This window comes from Cypionkella sinensis (assembly GCF_042646385.1).
In the GTDB taxonomy this organism is placed as follows: Bacteria; Pseudomonadota; Alphaproteobacteria; order Rhodobacterales; family Rhodobacteraceae; genus Cypionkella; species Cypionkella sinensis.
In genome coordinates, this window is record NZ_JBHRTO010000002.1 from 729852 (window position 1) to 748314 (window position 18463).

Annotated in this window: 17 protein-coding genes; 10 read left to right on the plus strand and 7 right to left on the minus strand. The window is 62.7% G+C overall.

Translation table 11 applies throughout. The features are described from left to right. Positions 1-26: 26 nt before the first annotated feature. The 3 genes from ACFOGH_RS18670 to ade form a co-directional block, all read right to left on the minus strand. Positions 27-779 carry a pyrroline-5-carboxylate reductase dimerization domain-containing protein gene (locus ACFOGH_RS18670; protein WP_380074684.1) on the minus strand — a complete coding sequence of 251 codons (753 nt, stop codon included), beginning with the start codon at positions 777-779 and terminating at the stop codon, positions 27-29. Then, complete coding sequence (locus tag ACFOGH_RS18675) at positions 776-2095, minus strand: aspartate aminotransferase family protein (RefSeq protein WP_380074685.1); 1320 nt, start codon at positions 2093-2095, stop codon at positions 776-778. The genes ACFOGH_RS18670 and ACFOGH_RS18675 overlap by 4 nt, the downstream gene beginning before the upstream one ends. Before the next feature lie 373 nt (positions 2096-2468). Continuing rightward, entirely contained in the window at positions 2469-4169 is a 1701-nt protein-coding gene (gene ade, locus ACFOGH_RS18680; protein ID WP_380074686.1) for an adenine deaminase, read from the minus strand. An 80-nt stretch (positions 4170-4249) separates the two neighbouring features. On the opposite strand from ade, the gene ACFOGH_RS18685 reads away from it, so the two are divergent. Then, a complete protein-coding gene (locus tag ACFOGH_RS18685) occupies positions 4250-5197 on the plus strand; it encodes a DMT family transporter (RefSeq protein ID WP_380074687.1) in 948 nt (315 codons plus the stop codon). Positions 5198-5456: 259 nt separating this feature from the next. Here ACFOGH_RS18685 and ACFOGH_RS18690 read toward each other — a convergent pair whose 3' ends face one another. The 4 genes from ACFOGH_RS18690 to ACFOGH_RS18705 all read right to left on the minus strand — a co-directional run bounded on the left by ACFOGH_RS18690 (position 5457) and on the right by ACFOGH_RS18705 (position 9060). Next, positions 5457-6065, minus strand: a complete 609-nt coding sequence (locus tag ACFOGH_RS18690) for a nucleoside triphosphate hydrolase (protein ID WP_380074688.1) — start codon at positions 6063-6065, stop codon at positions 5457-5459. Continuing rightward, the gene (locus tag ACFOGH_RS18695; RefSeq protein ID WP_380074689.1) at positions 6062-6847 is read right to left on the minus strand and encodes an ATP-binding cassette domain-containing protein; all 786 of its coding nucleotides are present in this window, start codon (positions 6845-6847) and stop codon (positions 6062-6064) included. Before ACFOGH_RS18695 ends, ACFOGH_RS18690 begins: the two co-directional genes overlap by 4 nt. After that, positions 6844-7923, minus strand: a complete 1080-nt coding sequence (locus ACFOGH_RS18700; RefSeq protein WP_380074690.1) for an ABC transporter permease — start codon at positions 7921-7923, stop codon at positions 6844-6846. Before ACFOGH_RS18700 ends, ACFOGH_RS18695 begins: the two co-directional genes overlap by 4 nt. Positions 7924-8046: 123 nt before the next feature. Then, the gene (locus ACFOGH_RS18705) at positions 8047-9060 is read right to left on the minus strand and encodes a substrate-binding domain-containing protein (RefSeq protein WP_380074691.1); all 1014 of its coding nucleotides are present in this window, start codon (positions 9058-9060) and stop codon (positions 8047-8049) included. Positions 9061-9281: 221 nt separating this feature from the next. Between ACFOGH_RS18705 and ACFOGH_RS18710 the strand changes: the two genes are divergently transcribed. The 9 genes from ACFOGH_RS18710 to deoC all read left to right on the plus strand — a co-directional run bounded on the left by ACFOGH_RS18710 (position 9282) and on the right by deoC (position 18306). Beyond that, a complete protein-coding gene (locus ACFOGH_RS18710) occupies positions 9282-9707 on the plus strand; it encodes an RbsD/FucU family protein (RefSeq protein ID WP_380074692.1) in 426 nt (141 codons plus the stop codon). Positions 9708-9715: 8 nt separating this feature from the next. Continuing rightward, positions 9716-10939 carry an ROK family transcriptional regulator gene (locus tag ACFOGH_RS18715; RefSeq protein ID WP_380074693.1) on the plus strand — a complete coding sequence of 408 codons (1224 nt, stop codon included), beginning with the start codon at positions 9716-9718 and terminating at the stop codon, positions 10937-10939. 649 nt (positions 10940-11588) lie between these two features. Beyond that, complete coding sequence (locus tag ACFOGH_RS18720; RefSeq protein WP_380074694.1) at positions 11589-14360, plus strand: monovalent cation/H+ antiporter subunit A; 2772 nt, start codon at positions 11589-11591, stop codon at positions 14358-14360. Then, positions 14360-14698 carry a Na+/H+ antiporter subunit C gene (locus ACFOGH_RS18725; RefSeq protein WP_380074695.1) on the plus strand — a complete coding sequence of 113 codons (339 nt, stop codon included), beginning with the start codon at positions 14360-14362 and terminating at the stop codon, positions 14696-14698. The genes ACFOGH_RS18720 and ACFOGH_RS18725 overlap by 1 nt, the downstream gene beginning before the upstream one ends. After that, positions 14695-16122, plus strand: coding sequence for a monovalent cation/H+ antiporter subunit D (locus ACFOGH_RS18730; protein WP_380074696.1), 1428 nt, complete (start codon positions 14695-14697; stop codon positions 16120-16122). Before ACFOGH_RS18725 ends, ACFOGH_RS18730 begins: the two co-directional genes overlap by 4 nt. Further along, entirely contained in the window at positions 16119-16607 is a 489-nt protein-coding gene (locus ACFOGH_RS18735; protein WP_380074697.1) for a Na+/H+ antiporter subunit E, read from the plus strand. The genes ACFOGH_RS18730 and ACFOGH_RS18735 overlap by 4 nt, the downstream gene beginning before the upstream one ends. Further along, entirely contained in the window at positions 16607-16876 is a 270-nt protein-coding gene (locus ACFOGH_RS18740; RefSeq protein WP_380074698.1) for a K+/H+ antiporter subunit F, read from the plus strand. The genes ACFOGH_RS18735 and ACFOGH_RS18740 overlap by 1 nt, the downstream gene beginning before the upstream one ends. Next, positions 16873-17232, plus strand: a complete 360-nt coding sequence (locus tag ACFOGH_RS18745; RefSeq protein ID WP_380074699.1) for a cation:proton antiporter — start codon at positions 16873-16875, stop codon at positions 17230-17232. Before ACFOGH_RS18740 ends, ACFOGH_RS18745 begins: the two co-directional genes overlap by 4 nt. A gap of 87 nt (positions 17233-17319) precedes the next feature. Next, positions 17320-18306, plus strand: coding sequence for a deoxyribose-phosphate aldolase (deoC, locus tag ACFOGH_RS18750; protein ID WP_380074700.1), 987 nt, complete (start codon positions 17320-17322; stop codon positions 18304-18306). Positions 18307-18463: the final 157 nt, after the last annotated feature.

Below are 18463 nucleotides of genomic sequence, written 5' to 3' on the forward strand. Positions count from 1 at the left end.
CAAGTCCGGGGCGGCGATGGAAATGTTCAGCGCCCCGGCACCATCCGTGCCAGCACCGCATCCATCCCCGCATCCCAAGCCGCCAGCGCCCCCGCCCCCTCCAGCACGCCCACAAGTTGCGCGGTGATGCCGCCCTTGGTCGTCACGCCATCGGCAATGGCATCCAGCCCCGCATCCGCGCGCAAGAACACCTCGGCATTGCCGCGAAACGTCTCGGCCACCAGCGCCCGCGCCGCGGCTTCCTCCAGCCCCTGCGCCACATACCAGCGCATCAGATGCCGCAAGAGGTAAAACGACGCGCCTGACATCGCGCCAAACACCGCCGCCGTCTCGAAACTACGGGCATCGTCAAACCGATGCACCGGGCCAAGCAGGGCCAGAAACGCCCCCCACTTTGCATCATCAGGATAAAGCAGCGACGGCCCGACCGAGAACGCATTGGCAAACCCCGGCATCATGGTGCAGAACGCCTGCGCTGGACCAACCGCCGCCGACAGCGCAGCCCACGACGCCCCCGCCATCGCAGAACACACCGACTGGCCTGCGTGAAACTGCAAGCCCTGCAATACCGCCAATCCCGTCGCCGCAGGCAGGCAGACCAGCACCATATCGCACTGATCCACCACCGCCTGATTGCTGCCCGCCACCGTGCAGCCAAACCGCGCCGCCAGCCGATCGGCCTTGCCGCCCGAACCGGGGCTGAGAACAAACTCCACCCCCGCAGCCCCGCGCACCAGATATTCCGCCAGATGCCCGACCCCGAGGATGCCGATCTTCACGGCATCTCCTCCAGCACCTGCGCAATCGCCGCGCCTGTCGCGGCAATATCCGCCTCGGAATGCACCACCGACGACAACGAGTGCAAGGTGGCAGAAGGGTTCATGTAAACCCCCTTGTCCATCAGCCGCAGCGCGAAATCGCGGAACTTACCGCGGTCAACATGGCCACAGAAATCGCGGTAATCAGTTACCGCTTCCAGATCGGTGAAGAAGATCTGGAACATCGAATTCACCCCCTGCACGACGATTCCGTGCCGGTTGGAGTGTTTGGCGACCTTGCGCACCTCATCCGCCATCGCCTTGCCAAGGTTCTTGATGCGGCGGAACCCTGCCTGATCATCAGCCAGCATGGTTTGCAACATCATCTTGGTCACATGCAGCGCCAAACGCCCGGCGTTATGGGTGCCGAAGTGCAAGACCTTGCCCCATTCCAGCCCCGCCATGATCTCGGCCCGCCCGCCGATCATCGCCATCGGCAAACCGCCGCCAAGCGCCTTGCCATAGGTGACGATATCGGGCGTCAGACCATACAGTTCCGCACAGCCCCCGGCTGCCAAGCGAAACCCCGTCACCGTCTCATCCAGATAAAACAGCGCGCCGTAGTGCTGGCACAGCTCTTGCATCCGCATCAGATACCCCGGCGCGGGCGGGATCACGCCCATGTTTGACATGACACCTTCGGTGACAACGCAAGCCGCCTCGCGCCCGTGCAGCGCCATCACCCGCTCTAACGCTTCCACATCATTCCAGCGGCAGACCACGGTATCGGCCTGCGCCTCTGGCGGGATGCCAGACGAGTCGCAAATGCGGATCGGGTCGTTCGGATGGCCCAAGGCAGCCAAGGGCATCGGGTTGGTGTTCAGCAGGATATTATCCGCCCAACCGTGATAATGCCCCTCAAACTTGATGATCTTGCGGCGCCCAGTATGGCCGCGGGCAAGGCGGAAAGCGGCCATGCAGGCTTCGGTTCCGGTATTGGCAAAGCGCACCTTGTCGACATGCGGCAGCAGGCCGACAAGGATCTCGGCAACCTCAACCTCAACCTCCAACGCGGTGGCGAAATGCGTGCCGCGCGCCACTTCGCGCGTGACGGTTTCCACAATCGCCGGATGCGCATGACCCAGCGGCAACGCGCCAAACGCCATCATCCAGTCAATATACTCCCGCCCATCCACGTCATAAAGCCGCGCGCCCGCGCCATGCGACATATAGCGTGGCGCCCCGCCAAAGGTCGCAGGCCCGCGCGAGGCCGAGGATACCCCCTCGACCAGTACGCGCGTGCCGCGTTCAAACAAGCTTTGCGATGTATTGGCCATTGGGGTCCTCCATTTGGCAAGACTATCGCGTAGCCTGCCCAAGGAAAGCAATGGCCAGAACCGCCCCTTGACCCGCGGTGGAGGCCCCGGATCAAGTCCGGGGCGGCTTGGGGAGCACGCCTGCGCTGCCTAAAACAAGATTAAATTTGCACCCCGTCCCGGCGGTCTCGCCCACAAGACGGCGCGGGTCAGGTCTTGACCGCTGACCAAGATCGCCGCACCGCGTCTTCATCTTGGTTCAAATACTCCCGCCGGAGGCATCCGACATTGGCAGAAGGAGCCTCCGGCGGGAGTATTTGAACCAAGATGAAGATACCCGGCACTCCGCATTTCATCCGATCAAACGTATCTCGGGGTGAGGGCCGGAATTGCGCTAGGGCATCACCTCGAACCGATCCACATCGACCATGCCGTGATCGGTGATTTTCAGATGCGGAATCACCGGCAGGCACAGGAAGGCGAGTTGCAGGAAAGGCTCTTCCAGCACCACCCCCAGCGAGGCCGCCGCCGCCCGCAGCGCCACCAGATCAGCCCGCACATCTTCGAAGGATTTCAGGCTCATCAGCCCCGCCACCGGCAGCGCGAGTTCGGCCAGCACGCGGCCATTCTCCACCACCACAAACCCGCCCTCAATCTCACCCAGCCGTTGCACCGCCAGCGCCATATCGGCGTAATCCGCCCCCACCACGGCGATGTTGTGATGGTCGTGGCAGACGGTAGAGGCAATCGCGCCGCGTTGCAGTCCGAAGCCCTTCACAAACCCCGTCGCGCGGTTGCCGTTCACACCATGCCGTTCAATCACCGCGATCTTCACCAGATCGCGGGCGATATCGGGGCGCTTGTCGCCATCTTCGGGGGCGATCTGATAGGTCAGATGCTCGGTGATGATCTTGCCGGGCAGAATGCCGATCACCGGGGTTTCCACCCGGTTGCCGCCTGTGCGGAAGTGATGCGGCTCGATCTTGAGGGCCTTTACCGAATGGCGCGCCACAGGCGGGATTTCTTGGCGTGCGGCAAAGGCGGCATCGGTGATCTCAACCCCAGCCGTGAACACCTGCGCGACATGGCAGGTTTCCAAGCTGTCGATCACCACGATATCGGCGCGTTTGCCGGGTGCGATCAGACCGCGATCCTTCAGCCCGAAGGCCTCGGCGGCGGAAAGCGAGGCCGCGCGGTAGACGGCCAAGGGCGGGGCACCCAGACTGATCGCGGTGCGGATCAGGTAATCGAGATGCCCATGCTCACCGATATCGAGCGGGTTACGATCATCGGTGCAGAAGCACAGATAGGGCGCGTGGCGTTCCGTCAGCAGGCCCGCCAGCGCGTGCAGATCCTTGGAAACCGAGCCTTCGCGGATCAGCACCCGCATGCCCTTGCGCAGTTTCTCAAGGCCTTCTTCGTAGGATGTTGCCTCGTGTTCTGTCCTGATCCCGGCCGCGATATAGCCGTTCAAGTCGTTGCCGCGCAGCAGGGGGGCGTGGCCGTCGATGTGGCGGCCTTGAAAGGCTTCCAGCTTGGCCATGCAGCCGGGGTCTTTGAACAAGACGCCGGGGTAGTTCATGAACTCGGCAAGGCCAATGACGCGGGGATGATCCATCAGCGGCACCAGATCGGCAGCCTCCAGCCGCGCGCCGGTGGTTTCCATATGGGTCGAGGGCACGCAGGACGACAGGTTGACGCGGATATCCATCAGCGTGCGGGACGAGGCTTCGAGGAAGTAGGTGATCCCGGTCAGGCCGCAGACATTGGCAATCTCATGCGGGTCGCAAATCGCGGTGGTGACGCCGTGCGGGGACACGCAGCGGTCAAATTCAAACGGCGTCACAAGGCTGGATTCGATGTGCAGATGGGTGTCGATGAAGCCCGGCACCAGCACTTTGCCCGTCACGTCAATCTCAACCCGGCCTGTGTAGTCACCGAACACGCCCACAATGGTATCGCCGCAGATCGCCACATCGGTTGCGACCAGTTCGCCAGTGATCAGGTCGAACACCCGCCCGCCTTTCAGCACGATATCGGCGGGCGTGATGCCGCGGCCTTGATCAATTCGGTCTGATAGCGGTGCTTTCGGCATGGTAATCTCCTTTCGGATAGGGAAGCTTATGGCAGCGGCTTCGTCCAGTGCGGATTTGCCCTTCCACCCCAGAGGTTGCCATGCCCGATACCCCGCATCCCCCCGCCCGCCCGCTGCGCGGCATCGCGTTGAAGCTGGGCTCGGTGGTGGTGTTCATCGTGATGTCTTCGCTGATCAAGGTGACAGCGCAGCATGTGCCGCCGGGGCAGACGGTGTTTTTCCGGTCGTTCTTTGCGATGCCGGTGATCGTGGGCTGGTTGGCGATGCGGGGCGAATTGGCGACGGGGTTTCGCGCGCATAATCTGTTTGGCCATTTCTGGCGAGGGCTGATGGGGACCATGGCGATGGGGCTGGGGTTTGCCGGCCTTGCTTATCTGCCGCTGCCCGAGGTGACGGCGATTGGCTATGCCTCGCCTTTGCTGGTGGTGGTGTTTGCGGCGATGTTCTTGGGCGAAGATGTGCGGCTGTTCCGCATCGCCTCGGTGGCCCTTGGGCTGACCGGGGTGATGGTGGTGCTGTCGCCGCGGCTGACGATCGTGTCGGGCGATGCGGCATCGACGCGGGAGGCGTTTGGTGCAATGCTGGTTTTGTGCGGCGCGTTTTGTGCGGCGCTGGCGCAGGTGTTCGTGCGCAAGCTGGTGCATAACGAAAAGACGGCGGCGATCGTGTTTTACTTTTCGCTGTCGTCGTCGCTGCTGGCGCTGCTGACGATCCCGTTTGGCTGGGTGGTGCCGACGCCGCTGGAGACGGTCTTGCTGGTGTCGTGCGGGCTGTTGGGCGGGGTGGGGCAGATCTTGCTGACCTCGAGCTATCGCGAGGCGGATGCGTCTTTGGTCGCACCGTTCGATTATGCGTCGATGCTGTTCGCGCTGCTGATCGGCTACTTTGCGTTTGACGAGGTGCCGACGCGGACGATGCTGATTGGCGCGGGTTTGGTGATTTTCGCAGGGATATTGATCATCTGGCGCGAGCGACGGCTGGGGTTGGAGCGCGCCAAAGGCCGCAAGGCGATGACGCCGCAGGGGTGAGACCCTTGCGCCTGGCAAGCGCCTGAGGTGGCCGGGAACAGGCGATCCTCCAGTGGAGGATCGGCCCCGGTCATGTGGAAACGCATTGGGTAGACCGCTTCAGGCAGCAGTGTCAGAGGGCAGCGCCCGACCCGGAGGGCGAGAAGCGCCCGCCGGGGGCGGGTCGGGCGCTGCCCGGTGGCTTTGGCCACCGGGGGTTGCGTTGCCAGCGTTGCGCTTGGCAGATGCAATGGCATCTGCCAATGCGGGCCTGACGCTGTCAGCCCCAGCGTATATTCAGATCCGCCGCCCTGCTGTTCTGCGTCACCCGGCGGATGTTCGGCATATCGTTGCTGTCGATCCACGCCCGCGCTTCTGCAGGGGTCTTGCCGTAATGCTCCCAGCGGGCTTGCAGGCGGCGGTCGAGTTCATCCTCGGGCACGTCAATCCAGACGGTCAGGTCGAACAGCGGCGCGGCTTGTGGCCATGGAGCTTCGTTCAACAGCAGGTAATTGCCTTCGACCACCAGCAGACGATCTTGCGGCGTGACGATATCCGCGCCGGCGCGCGAAATCTCAAGATCGCGGTCGAACAGCGGGATCGCCACTTCATCCTCAACCCGCAAACGGCGCAGCAGGTGAAAGAAACCCTGCGCGTCAAAGGTATCGGGGGCGCCTTTGCGATTGCGGGCACCGCGCGCGATCAGCACGGCGTCGTCATAGTGAAAGCCATCCATCGGCACGGCCTTGGCACCCTGCCCCAAGGCGCTTACCAACTCGGCCGCCAAGGTGGATTTCCCGGCCCCCGGCGGGCCAGCAAGGGCGGTCAGAAACCGCCCCTGCCCTTGGGTTTTTGCCCGGATGATTTCCGCAAGCTCGGTCGGAGTCATGCCTGCTCCGTCACGCCTTCCGGCAGTTTCGCCCCCGTCATGAATGCCACCGCATCGGACATCGAATAGTCCTTCGGGCTGATGTCGCACAGACGCCGCCCCAGACGGTGAATGTGGATGCGGTCGGCCACTTCGAACACATGCGGCATGTTGTGGCTGATCAGGATGATCGGGATGCCGCGTGCGCGCACATCGCGGATCAGCTCCAACACCCGGCGGCTTTCCTTGACGCCCAGTGCAGCGGTCGGCTCATCCAGGATCACGACTTTCGAGCCAAACGCCGCAGCGCGTGCCACGGCCACGCCCTGACGCTGACCACCCGACAGGGTTTCCACCGCCTGATGGATGTTCTGGATGGTCATCAGCCCCAGTTCCGACAGCTTGTCACGGGCGAATTTCTCCATCCGCGGGCGGTCCATCTGGCGGAACAGGCTGCCCATGATGCCGGGTTTGCGCCATTCGCGGCCCAGAAACATGTTGTCAGCAATCGACAAAGCCGGCGACATCGCAAGGTTCTGATACACCGTCTCGATGCCCTCGGCCCGCGCATCCTCGGGGCCTCGGAAGTTCACCGGCTTGCCGTCGAGTTCGATGGTGCCGTGGTCTGGTGTGACAGCGCCGGACAGCGCCTTGATCAGGGTCGATTTGCCCGCGCCGTTGTCACCGATCACGGCCACGATCTCACCCGCGTTCAGATCGAAATCGGCACCGTTCATGGCGACAACCGTGCCATAGCGCTTCATCAACCCGCGTGCGCGCAGGATAGGAGTTCCAGTGGTCATTGCGAAGCCCTCCGCAGCCATTGATCCAAAGCAACAGCGATGATCACAAGGCAACCTGCCGCGAACATCTGCCAGTAGTCATCCACACCTGCCAGCGACAGGCCGGTGTTGAACACGCCCACAATGAACGCCCCCAGAACCGAGCCGATGATCGAGCCGCGCCCGCCGAACAGTGACGTGCCGCCGATCACCACAGCGGTAATTGAGCCCAAGTTCACCGTGTCAAACGCGATGGGTGAGACCGACCCGACCCGACCAATCGCAATCCACGCAGCAAAGCCGCAGATCAGACCGGCCACCGCATAGACCGAAATCAACGTGCCGCTCACCTTGATCCCCGACAGCATTGCCGCATCCGGGTCATCGCCGATGGCATGAACGTGACGGCCCCAAGCGGTGTGGTTCAACACATACCACAGCACGGCTGCCAGCAAGATCAGGGTGATGCCGCCATAAGAGATCGACGCGCCGCCCATGTTAAAGCCCTTGCCGAACCACAAAAGCGTCGGCGCGGTCTTTTCGATATCGACGTTGCGGATGGATTCAGACTGCGAATACCACAGCTTCAGCGCGTTGAAGATCGACAGCGTGCCGAGCGTCACGATGAACGGCGGCAGCTTGACCTTTGCCACCAGCACACCGTTGATGAAGCCCATCAGCCCGCCAAAGAACAGCCCGATCAGAATGGCCAGCGCCACCGGCAGGCCCGAAATCACCGCAAGGTTGCCCATGATCAGCGAGCAGACCACAAGGATCGCGCCGACCGACAGATCAATTCCCGCGGTCAGGATCACCAGCGTCTGCGCAAGGGCGACAAAGCCCGTCACCGTCACCTGCTTTAGCACCGTCGACAAGGCGCCAATGCCCAAGAAGCGCGGCGCGATGATGCTGAAACAGATCACGGAAACCAACAGCACAAGCGCCGGGATCATGGTGGGATAGTTGCGCAGATAGCTCCGCAACATCGGTATGAAAGATTTATCGTCCCGCTCGAAGGCCGCGACAGCCGTATCGGCTTTGGTCAGCGTCGCCTCAAAGTCGGAAATGGTTTTGGTTGGTGCTTCATCTGTGCTCATCGCTTCGGCTTCCCCTCCGGTGATGATCCTCGAATCCCGTCGCATCGGGTTTCGCTTAAGAAGAAGGGCGACTGTAAAGCCGCCCTTCTGTTAATCAAGCCGCTTGATCAAGCGACCAATCGCTTAGCCCCAGCAAAGCTCGGTGCCTTTGGTGCTGTCGATCGACTCGACGCCAGCAGCCGGTTTGTCGGTGACAAGGTTCACACCGGTGTTGAAGAAGGTCAGCCCTTCGGACGCGGTCGGCTTGGTGCCGTCTTTGGCGAAAGCCACGATAGCCTCGATGCCTTTCGACGCCATCAGCAGCGGGTATTGCTGCGAGGTCGCACCGATCACGCCAGATTTGACCGAAGCCACGCCGGGGCAGCCGCCGTCAACCGAAACGATGATCGCCTGGCCTTCTTTGCCTGCGTTTTTCAGGGCTTGGAATGCGCCTTCTGCTGCCGGTTCGTTGATGGTGTACACCACGTTGATATCCGGGTCTTTGGCCAGCAGGGTCTCCATCGCGCGCAGACCGCCTTCAGGGTTTGCATCCGACGATTCATGGCCGATCACGCGCGGGTCTTTTTCCGAACCCATCACGGTCAGATCCGGCACTTCGATGCCAAAGCCCTTCAGGAAGCCAGTGTCGCGCTGCACGTCGACCGAGATGTTGTCTTTGTTGATGTCGAGCATTGCGATCTTGGCCGAGGCAGCCTTGTCACCCATGGTGGCAGCAGCCCATTGACCGATCAGCAGGCCAGCCTGGAAGTTGTCGGTGGCAAAGGTCATGTCTTGCGCTTCGGCGTCAGCCAGCGGCGTGTCGAGCGCGATCACCAGAATGCCAGCGGCGCGGGCGTCTTTCAAAGCCGGGCCAACCGAGTCGTTCGACGGAGTGATCAGGATACCCTTTGCGCCAGCCGCAACGCAGTTTTCAATCGCGGTGATCTGCGGGGCAGCGTCGCCGTCTTTCTCACCTGCGTAGGCTTGGAAATCCATGCCTGCATCAGCGGCGGCTTTCTCAGCGCCCTTTTTCATCATCACGAAGAAGGGGTTGGTGTTGTTCTTGGTGATCAGGCAAGCCAGATCAGCCGCCGATGCCGAGCCTGCGATCAGCGCGATGGCAGCAGCACCCAGCAAAGCTTTGGTGTTGAATTTCATAGGTCGTCCTCCCAAGGATTTCGGGGTTTATTCCCCTGTAGAAAGTCTTTCGCCACAGCGCTCCTGCCCGGCGATGCCGCTACATGGCCTGATTCCCGTCCTTGCGTCAAGATAAATAAATCAGAGTGATTTATTATTGACAGCACCCCGATCTGGCCGCAGTCTCTGGGCTGAACGCGGGTGGCTTCAACCTGCGGAATCGCCGTGGGAGGCCGTTTGACATGCTGATCGGAATTTCGCCCCTGCTGGGGCCGGACCTGCTGCACACGCTGCGTGCGATGGGTCATGGCGACGAAATTGCGATTGTCGATGGCAACTATCCGGCGGCGGAACATGCCCGCAGGCTGATCCGAGCCGATGGGATTTTGCTGATGCCAATGCTGCGGGCGATTCTGCATGTGCTTCCGGTTGAGGCAGGGTTTCGCGCCAGTCTGCACAATGATGCGGCGCAACGGGGGGTGATCCATCACGGAGTGGATGATCTGTGCCACACCTGCGGACAACATTTCCCCATGACGCCGCTGAGCGGTGATCAGCTTTACCCCCGCATCAAGGCGGCTTATGCCATTGTTGCAACGTCTGAATCAGAACTTTTCGCCAATGTCATCCTGCGCAAGGCAGCCCTGCCTGCTTCCGCTGTTCAATAGGTTCACCCATGCCCTCGGGCGCTGACATCGTATCGGAACGGCCCAGCGACGACCTTGGTCTGCGCGGATCGAACCAATCTGGGATGCGCGACCATAATGAGCGGTTGGTGCTGTCGCTGGTGCGGCAGCAGGGGGGGCTGGCGAAATCTGACATTGCGCGGATCACCGGGCTTTCGGCGCAGACGGTTTCGGTGATCATGCGCGCGCTGGAGCAAGATGGGCTGTTGCTGCGCGGTGAGCCTGTGCGGGGGCGGATTGGCCAGCCTTCGGTGCCGATGTTTCTGAACCCTGAAGGTGCGTTCTTTCTGGGGCTGAAGATCGGACGGCGGTCGGTGGATCTGACGCTGGTGGATTTCATGGGCCGGGTGCGGGCGACCAAACGGCAGATTTACCGCTATCCTGCGCCGCATGTGGTGGTCAGCTTTGTCGCCAGCAGCCTGCCCGAGGTGATTGCCGGCCTGAACACCGCCGAGCGGGCGCGGATCAGTGGCATGGGCGTCGCGATGCCGTTTCAACTGTGGTCCTGGGTGCAACTGATCGGCGCGCCGAAGGCCGATATGGAAGCCTGGCGGCATGTGGATATTCAGGCCGAACTCGCCGCCGTGACGGGCCTGCCGGTTTATGTGCAGAACGACGCGACATCGGCCTGCGGGGCGGAATTGGTGTTTGGCACGGGAGAGCGGCCAAAGGATTTTCTGTATTTCTACTTTGGCTATTTCGTCGGTGGTGGTCTGGTGCTGAATGGCCAGCTTTTCCTTGGGCGGTCGGGCAATGCCGCTGGTGTGGGGCCAATGCCGGTGCCGGGACGCGATGGCAAGATGGATCGGCTGATTTCGGCGGCCTCGATGTCCACGCTCGCCGCCGCGATGGAGGCCGCCGGAGAGCCATCCGACCACCTGTTTGAACAGCACGAACACTGGCATGTCTCGGCGCAGATCCTGTCGGATTGGATGGATCAGGCGGCGCATGGTCTGGCTTGGGCGACGCTGGGGGCGGCTTCGCTGTTGGAGATTGAGGCGGTGATGATCGACGGCTGGATGCCGACGGAAATCCGCGCCGAGATCACCCGGCGCACCCATGCAGCGCTGCACGCGCTGGACCTTGACGGCATCGACCCGCCGGTGATCCGCGAAGGCAGTCTCGGCGCGCAGGCGCGGGCGCTGGGGGCGGCGGCGATCCCGTTGTCGCAGCGCTATCTGATCGACCAGAACGCGGCGGGGCGGCAGGGTTAGGCGGCAGACAATGCAGCGGCAGGCAAGAAAAATCATTCCCAGATGGGAATGACTTGTGTTTTTTGAGATTATTTCGGCGATAAACCACAACATGTGGTGGTAAGTTGCAAATAGCGCCGCCATTTGCCCCCTTTCACCACGCCGCCCCGGACTTGATCCGGGGCCTCATGGTCTGACGCAGAGGCCCCGGATCAAGTCCGGGGCGGCGTGGGGAGGGTGAGGGCCAAGGCCAATCGACCTTCACGCGCTTGGGTTGCCCTTAGGTCCGGGCGGAAACAGGAAACGCATTGCGTTTCCCCGCCCGCGGACGCGGCCTCATCCTGTAGTCGGCTCAGCAAGAACCCCCCTGAGGCCAGTGCCCGACCCGGCGGGCGAGAAGCGCCCGCCATCGGCGGGTCGGGCGCTGGCCGGGCCATTGAGGCCCGGCGGTCTCACTGGCCCCTGCACCACATAGCGAAGGCGATGGCCTTCGCCAGATTGCTTGGGCAATGTCGTTGTGCCCAATGGCTATCGCGCCATGCAGAAGGGGTGAAAGACACCTTAAACCTTGATCAGCGTGCCAAAGTCCTTATCTTTGAGCACGATAAGCGGCGGCCTTGGGGGCGTCCGCCAGACCGGGCTGGTGCCCCAATGCCGGAAAGGCAACCTTATGTCGCTTGCCTTGATTGCTGCTTTACCCTTTCTTGGCGCGCTGACCCCTGCCCTGACGGAACGCTTTGGCCGCAGCATTGCCACCGGAACCGTGGCGCTGTTTACCGCTGCCGCACTGCTGCTGATCTTGCAGCATGTGCCTGCGATTGTGGCGGGGCAGACGATCACCACTCAAATCAACTGGCTGCCAACGCTGGGCCTGAACGCCAATTTCCGGCTGGATGGGCTGGCGCTGCTGTTCGCGCTGTTGATCCTTGGCATTGGGCTTTTGATCCAGACCTATGCCTGCTTTTACCTTGATGCCTCTGAGCCTTATGCGCGGTTTCTGACTTACCTCATGCTGTTTCAAGGTGCGATGCTGGGCATTGTGCTGTCGGATAACCTCCTGCTTTTGCTGGTGTTCTGGGAGATGACCTCGCTGTCGTCCTTCCTGTTGATCGGGTTCTGGAGCCACCTGCCACAGGCCCGCCAAGGCGCGCGGATGGCGCTGGCGACGACGGGCGCAGGTGGCTTGGCCATGATCGCCGGGATGCTGATTCTGGGCCATATCGCGGGCGGGTATGATCTTTCGACCATTCTCGGCCAGAAGGCGGCGATTCAGGCCAGCCCGCTGTATCTGCCCGCGCTGCTGCTGATCTTGCTGGGGGCGTTCACCAAATCGGCGCAGTTTCCGTTTCATTTCTGGTTGCCGCATGCGATGGCAGCACCCACCCCGGTTTCGGCCTATCTGCATTCGGCAACCATGGTGAAGGCGGGCCTATTCCTGCTGGCGCGGCTGTGGCCGGTGCTGTCGGGCACGCCAGAATGGTTCTGGATTGTCACCAGCGCGGGGCTGATCACCATGGCTTTTGCGGCCAAGGTGGCACTGTTCAAGGATGATCTGAAGGCGATTTTGGCCTATTCCACCGTCAGCCATCTGGGGCTGATTACCTTTCTTCTGGGCTTGGGCACCAAGGCGGCGGCACTGGCGGCGGTGTTTCATATCCTGTGTCATGCGACGTTCAAGGCGGCGCTGTTCATGCTGGCCGGGATTGTCGACCATGCCACCCATACCCGCGACATTCGCGCCTTGGGCGGCTTGCGGCGCGCGATGCCGATCAGCTTTGCGCTGGCGAGTATTGCGACCTTGTCGATGGCGGGGATCCCGCCGCTGAACGGGTTTTTGTCGAAAGAGATGATGCTGGAGCAAGCGGCACAGAGCGCGCCATGGGTGATCCCGGTGCTGGCGACCATCGCTGCGCTTTTGTCGGTGGCCTATTCCTTGCGGTTTCTCAGCTATACTTTCCTTGGCCCGCAGCCCGCCTATGCCCATGCGCCGCATGACCCCGGTGTGGGGCTATGGCTGCCGCCCGCTTTGCTGGCGGTTCTGGTGGTGGCGATTGGCCTCGCGCCGATGGCGGTTGCCGGGTGGCTGGTGGATGCGGCGGCCAGTGCGGTGACGGGCGAAGCGGTGCACGCCCATATCGCGCTGTGGCATGGGCTGGAGCCACCGGCGCTGTGGATGTCACTGGCGGCGATTGGCGGGGCGATGGTGGTGCTGGGGCTGTATCCGCGCTTGCGCGCAGCGTGGGATGCAGTGCCACGGCCAGAGGCCAAGGCGATGTTTGATACGGGCATGACAGGACTCGCCAAGGGTGCGACTGCCCTCAGCCAAGGGCTGCACAACGGCAGTCTCTCGCGCGGTTTTGCGCTGGCTTTGGCGAGTTTTCTGGCGCTGGGGCTTTATGCCTATCTTACCGCGCCATCGCGGCCCGGTGGGTTGGCGCTGACGCCTGTTACCTTTGCGGTGGCGGTGGGATTTGCCTTGATGATGACGGCGGCGCTGGCTGCCACGGCTTTGCACCGCAAACGGTTGCTGGCGCTGTTGCTGACCGGGATTGTCGGGCTGATCCTGTCGGCCAGCTTTGCCTATCTGTCGGCCCCAGACCTTGCGCTGACGCAGATCACGGTTGAGGTGGTGACGATTGCGCTGATGCTGCTGGCGCTGAACTTTCTGCCCAAGACCACGCCGCGCAAAACCGCCACCTTCCGCAAGCTGCGTGATGGGGCTCTGGCGGTGGCGGTGGGTGCTGGCGTGGCGGCGCTGGCCTATGCGCTGATGACGCGGGATGCGATCTTTCCACCGATCTCGGCATTTCATATGGCGCAATCGCTGCCGGGGGCGGGCGGGCATAATGCGGTGAACACCATCATCGTCGATTTCCGCGGCTATGACACATACGGCGAGATCATCGTGCTGGGTATTGCCGCGCTGTTGATCTTTGCGCTGACCGAAAGCCTTTTGGGCAGCAAATGGGCGGTGCAACCCGATCATGCGGCAGGGGATTCGGGGGATCCGCATCCGATCCTGCTGCAAAACGCGACACGGCTGATCTTGCCGATGGCGCTGCTGGTGGGGGTCTATCTGTTTCTGCGCGGCCATAATGAGCCGGGGGGCGGCTTTGTGGCGGGGCTCGTGTTCGCCATTGGCCTTGTGCTGCAGTATATCGCCAGCGGTCAGGATTGGGCCGCTGCCCGCCGCCGGATTCCCTATCACGCGATGATCGGCGCGGGGGTGTTGGTGGCGAGTGCGACCGGGATCGGATCATTTCTGGCGGGGCGGCCGTTTCTGACCTCGAACTACACCCATGTGCATCTGCCGCCGTTTGAAGATTTCGAACTCGCCACCGCCGCGCTGTTCGATCTGGGCGTGTTCCTCTGCGTGCTGGGCGCGGTGATGCTGGCGCTGGATGCGCTGGCGCGGCTGGCCAAACCACAGGAGGGCCGCTGATGGAGGTGTTGGTCGCCATCGCCATCGGCACGCTGACCGCCTGCGGCATTTACCTGATGCTGCGCGCGCGGACGTTTCCGGTTATTCTGGGGCTGTCGCTGCTGTCATATGCGGTGAATCTCTTCATCTTCATTTCGGGCCGCATCCGGCTGGATGCCGCGCCGATCATCGGGCAAGGCCCCTATACCGACCCATTGCCGCAAGCGCTGGTGCTGACGGCGATCGTGATTTCCTTTGGCATGACGGCGGTGCTGGTGATCATGGCGCTAGGGGCTTACCTGACCGCGGGCCATGACCGGATCGACACCGAAGATAAGCCCGCCGAGGATCAGCCATGAGCCAGTTGCTGATCTTGCCGGTGATCCTGCCCGCTGCCTTGGCTGGGTTCATCATCCTGTTCGCGCGCAATGCGCTGGGGGTGCAACGCGCCATATCGGGCCTTGGCACGTTGGCCTTGCTGGCGCTGGCGATCATCCTGATCCAAGCCCCCACGCAGGCCTATTTCCTTGGCAACTGGCCCGCGCCGTTTGGCATCGCCCTGACGCTGGATGGCCTGTCGGCGCTGATGTTGCTGCTGACCGCGGGCCTTGCGCTGATCGTGCTGATCCACAGTATTGCGACCGGATGGGATGCACAGGGCCGCCATTTTCACGCGCTGTTTCTGTTTCAACTGATGGGGTTGAACGGCGCCTTCCTGACCGGCGACGCCTTTAACCTGTTTGTGTTCTTCGAGGTGCTGCTGATCGCATCCTACGGGTTGATGGTGCATGGCGGCGGGCAGGCGCGCATCCGCGCGGGCGTGCAATATGTGGCGTTCAACCTGCTGGGATCGACCCTGTTCCTGTTCGCGCTGGCGACGATTTACAGCACGATGGGCACGCTGAACATGGCCGATCTGGCGCAAAAACTTCCCCTGCTTCCCGCAGAGGATACCGCGCTGATCCGCGTGGCCGCTGTGCTGTTGATGCTGGTGTTTGCGATCAAGTCGGCGCTGGTGCCGCTGCAATTCTGGCTGCCCGGCACCTATGCCAACGCGCCCGGCCCGGTCGCGGCGCTGTTTGCGGTGATGACAAAGGTGGGGACCTATGCGCTGATCCGGTTTGGCACGCTGGTGTTTCCGGGCGATCTGCCTGCCATCGGCGGGCTGTTGGCGGGGCTGCTGTATCCCGCCGCCATCGCGACAATGGCGGTGGGCGCGATTGGCACCTTGGCGGCAAACGCCCTGCCGCGCCAGATTGCCTTTGCTGCGATAGGCTCGATGGGCACGCTGCTGCTGGCGGTGTCGGCCTTTACGCCCGAAGCGATTTCGGCTGCGCTGTACTATCTGATCCATTCCACCGTTGCGACCGCTGCGCTGTTCCTGATCGCCGATCTTGCCCGCAGCCGCCGCGATGGGCTGACGGCGGCGCTTTACATGGGGGCCGCGATTGCCATGGCCGGGATGCCGCCGCTTTCGGGCTTTGTCGGCAAGTTGCTGGTGCTGGATGCGCTACGCTCTGATCCGCTGGCGTGGGTGATGATCCTGCTGTCATCGTTGCTGACGATGATCGGGCTGGCCCGCAGCGGCTCTGATCTGTTCTGGAAAGCGCCCAGCACCGAGGCCCCGGCGCACAGCAAGGCTGCGATCCTGCTGTGTCTTGCGGCTTTGGTGGCGCTGACGCTGGCGGCGGGGCCGATCACAGCTTGGCTGGGGCAGACGGCGGCGGCACTGGACGCGCCGACCGCCTATATCGCCGCCAACCAGTTGGGGGCCGCTGAATGAGAGGCATTTTCCCCCACCCGATGCTGACCACCGCGCTGTTTCTGGCGTGGCTGCTGCTGGCGGGCAGTGTGGCGCTGAACTCGATCGTGATGGCGCTGATCCTTGCCACGCTGATCCCGCTGGCCACCCAAGCCTATTGGCCTGGCCGCCCGCAAATCCGCCACCCCTTGCGGTTGGTCAGCTATATCGCGCTGGTGATTTACGATGTGATCATCGCCAATATTCAGGTGGCGCGGATCATCCTGTTCATGCCAGCCGAGCGCATCCAGTCGGCCTGGATCTGCGTGCCGGTCGATCTGCCCTGCCCCGAGGCCTTGGCGCTGCTGGCAGGCACCATCACCCTGACCCCCGGCACGCTGACGGCCGAGTTTTCCGCCGATAACAAGGCGCTGTTGATCCATGCCCTGCATGCCCCGGACCCGGATGCCACGCGGGATGAGATCAAATCCCGCTATGAAGCCCGTCTGCAAAGGATATTCCGCTGATGCTGACCTATGCGCTGACCTTCGCGATTGCCTGCTTTGCGCTTGCGCTGATCCTGAACCTGTGGCGGCTGGCGACGGCACCCACCATGCCCGACCGCATTTTGACGGTGGATACGATGGTCATCAACATCATCGCGCTGATCGTGCTCTATGGGGCGCAGACCCAGTCGGCTGTGACCTTTGACGCGGCGCTGTTGCTGGCGATGACGGGGTTTGTCTCGACCGTGGCGTTCTGCAAGTTTCTGCTGCGCGGGGGGATCATCGAGTGAGCCTTGGCATGGAAATCCTGATCTCGGCTTTGCTGGTGATCGGCGGCTGTTTCGGGCTGATCGGCAGCTTTGGCCTGCTGAAGCTGCGCGGCGCGATGCAGCGGCTGCATGCGCCGACCAAGGCCACCACGGTGGGGGTGGGGGCCAGCCTGATCGGCGCGGCGCTGGCCACCTATGCGGCGACGGGGGTGGCGAATTGGCAAGGTGTGCTGGTGGCGGCGTTCCTGTTTCTGACCGCGCCGCTGTCGGGCCTGATGCTGGCCAAAGCCCACCGCCACCTTGACCGCACCGCCGTGCCGCCAACTGGCACGGGGGCACCTTGGGCGGGTGAGCGGCCCAGCAAGACCGAGCCGTAAGCCCGCTTCGGTCAAATCCCGCCTACCCCCCTTGCCAGTTTGCCCGTCTCCGGCGCAGTCTGTGGCATCCTGTAAGGTGAGGCCCAGATGCAAACCCTGACCACCGAAGCGACGCAGCTGCCAACGCTGACCCATACCCGCAACCCCGGCATGGCGCTGGATCTGGATTGGGTGGCGGGGGTGCAGGCCAACACCTCGGCCATCGAACGGCGCGCAGGCACGATTGGCGGCAGGCGGTCGGTCAAGAAAGATTTTCAGGCGGCGTGGCTTTTGAAAGCCATCAGCCTGATCGACCTGACCACCTTGTCGGGCGATGATACCGAAGGCCGGGTGAAACGCCTCTGCGCCAAAGCCCGCCAGCCGGTCGCGCCATGGATGCTCGAAAAGCTGGGCCTGCCGGGTCTGACCACCGGGGCGGTCTGTGTCTATCACGAGATGGTGGCCACCGCCGTGCGCGCGGTGGAGGGCAGCAATATCCCCGTGGCCGCAGTCTCCACCGGCTTTCCGGCGGGCCTGTCGCCCTTCCGGCTGCGCATCGCGGAAATCGGCGAGTCTGTGCGCGCAGGGGCGCAGGAAATCGACATCGTGATCTCACGCCGCCATGTGCTGACCGGCAACTGGCAGGCGCTTTATGACGAAATGCGCGAGATGCGGGCCGCATGTGGCGACGCGCATGTCAAAGCCATCCTCGCCACCGGAGAACTCGCCACCCTGCGCAATGTCGCGCGCGCCAGCCTCGTCTGCATGATGGCAGGGGCCGATTTCATCAAGACCTCGACCGGGAAAGAAGGCGTCAACGCCACCCTGCCCGTCACCCTGACGATGATCCGCGCCATCCGCGATTATCAGGACCGCACCGGCATCAAGGTGGGCTACAAACCGGCGGGCGGGATTTCCAAGGCGAAAGACGCGCTGCTGTATATGGCGCTGATGAAGGATGAACTCGGCCACCCTTGGCTGCAACCCGACCTGTTCCGCTTTGGTGCCTCGTCGCTGCTGGGCGATATCGAACGGCAACTCGAACACCACCTCACCGGCCATTATTCGGCCGCCAACCGCCATGCGATGGGCTGAACGATGCACGCTTCGCCCAAGAAAGGGGCGCTGCCCCTCGGCTTCGCCTCACCCCGGAGTATTTCTGCCAAGATGAAGCCTATCCCGGTCTTCATCTTGGCAAAAATACTCCCGCCGGAGGCGCAGCTCTCCACCAGCGTTCCCGCCAAAAGGACAA

Coding starts and splice junctions, on each gene's coding strand:
- ACFOGH_RS18675 (WP_380074685.1), bottom strand. CDS start 2,095: ATGGCCAATACATCGCAAAGCTTGTTTGAACGCGGCACGCGCGTACTG.
- ade (WP_380074686.1), bottom strand. CDS start 4,169: ATGCCGAAAGCACCGCTATCAGACCGAATTGATCAAGGCCGCGGCATC.
- ACFOGH_RS18685 (WP_380074687.1), top strand. CDS start 4,250: ATGCCCGATACCCCGCATCCCCCCGCCCGCCCGCTGCGCGGCATCGCG.
- ACFOGH_RS18690 (WP_380074688.1), bottom strand. CDS start 6,065: ATGACTCCGACCGAGCTTGCGGAAATCATCCGGGCAAAAACCCAAGGG.
- ACFOGH_RS18695 (WP_380074689.1), bottom strand. CDS start 6,847: ATGACCACTGGAACTCCTATCCTGCGCGCACGCGGGTTGATGAAGCGC.
- ACFOGH_RS18700 (WP_380074690.1), bottom strand. CDS start 7,923: ATGAGCACAGATGAAGCACCAACCAAAACCATTTCCGACTTTGAGGCG.
- ACFOGH_RS18705 (WP_380074691.1), bottom strand. CDS start 9,060: ATGAAATTCAACACCAAAGCTTTGCTGGGTGCTGCTGCCATCGCGCTG.
- ACFOGH_RS18710 (WP_380074692.1), top strand. CDS start 9,282: ATGCTGATCGGAATTTCGCCCCTGCTGGGGCCGGACCTGCTGCACACG.
- ACFOGH_RS18715 (WP_380074693.1), top strand. CDS start 9,716: ATGCCCTCGGGCGCTGACATCGTATCGGAACGGCCCAGCGACGACCTT.
- ACFOGH_RS18720 (WP_380074694.1), top strand. CDS start 11,589: ATGTCGCTTGCCTTGATTGCTGCTTTACCCTTTCTTGGCGCGCTGACC.
- ACFOGH_RS18725 (WP_380074695.1), top strand. CDS start 14,360: ATGGAGGTGTTGGTCGCCATCGCCATCGGCACGCTGACCGCCTGCGGC.
- ACFOGH_RS18730 (WP_380074696.1), top strand. CDS start 14,695: ATGAGCCAGTTGCTGATCTTGCCGGTGATCCTGCCCGCTGCCTTGGCT.
- ACFOGH_RS18735 (WP_380074697.1), top strand. CDS start 16,119: ATGAGAGGCATTTTCCCCCACCCGATGCTGACCACCGCGCTGTTTCTG.
- ACFOGH_RS18740 (WP_380074698.1), top strand. CDS start 16,607: ATGCTGACCTATGCGCTGACCTTCGCGATTGCCTGCTTTGCGCTTGCG.
- deoC (WP_380074700.1), top strand. CDS start 17,320: ATGCAAACCCTGACCACCGAAGCGACGCAGCTGCCAACGCTGACCCAT.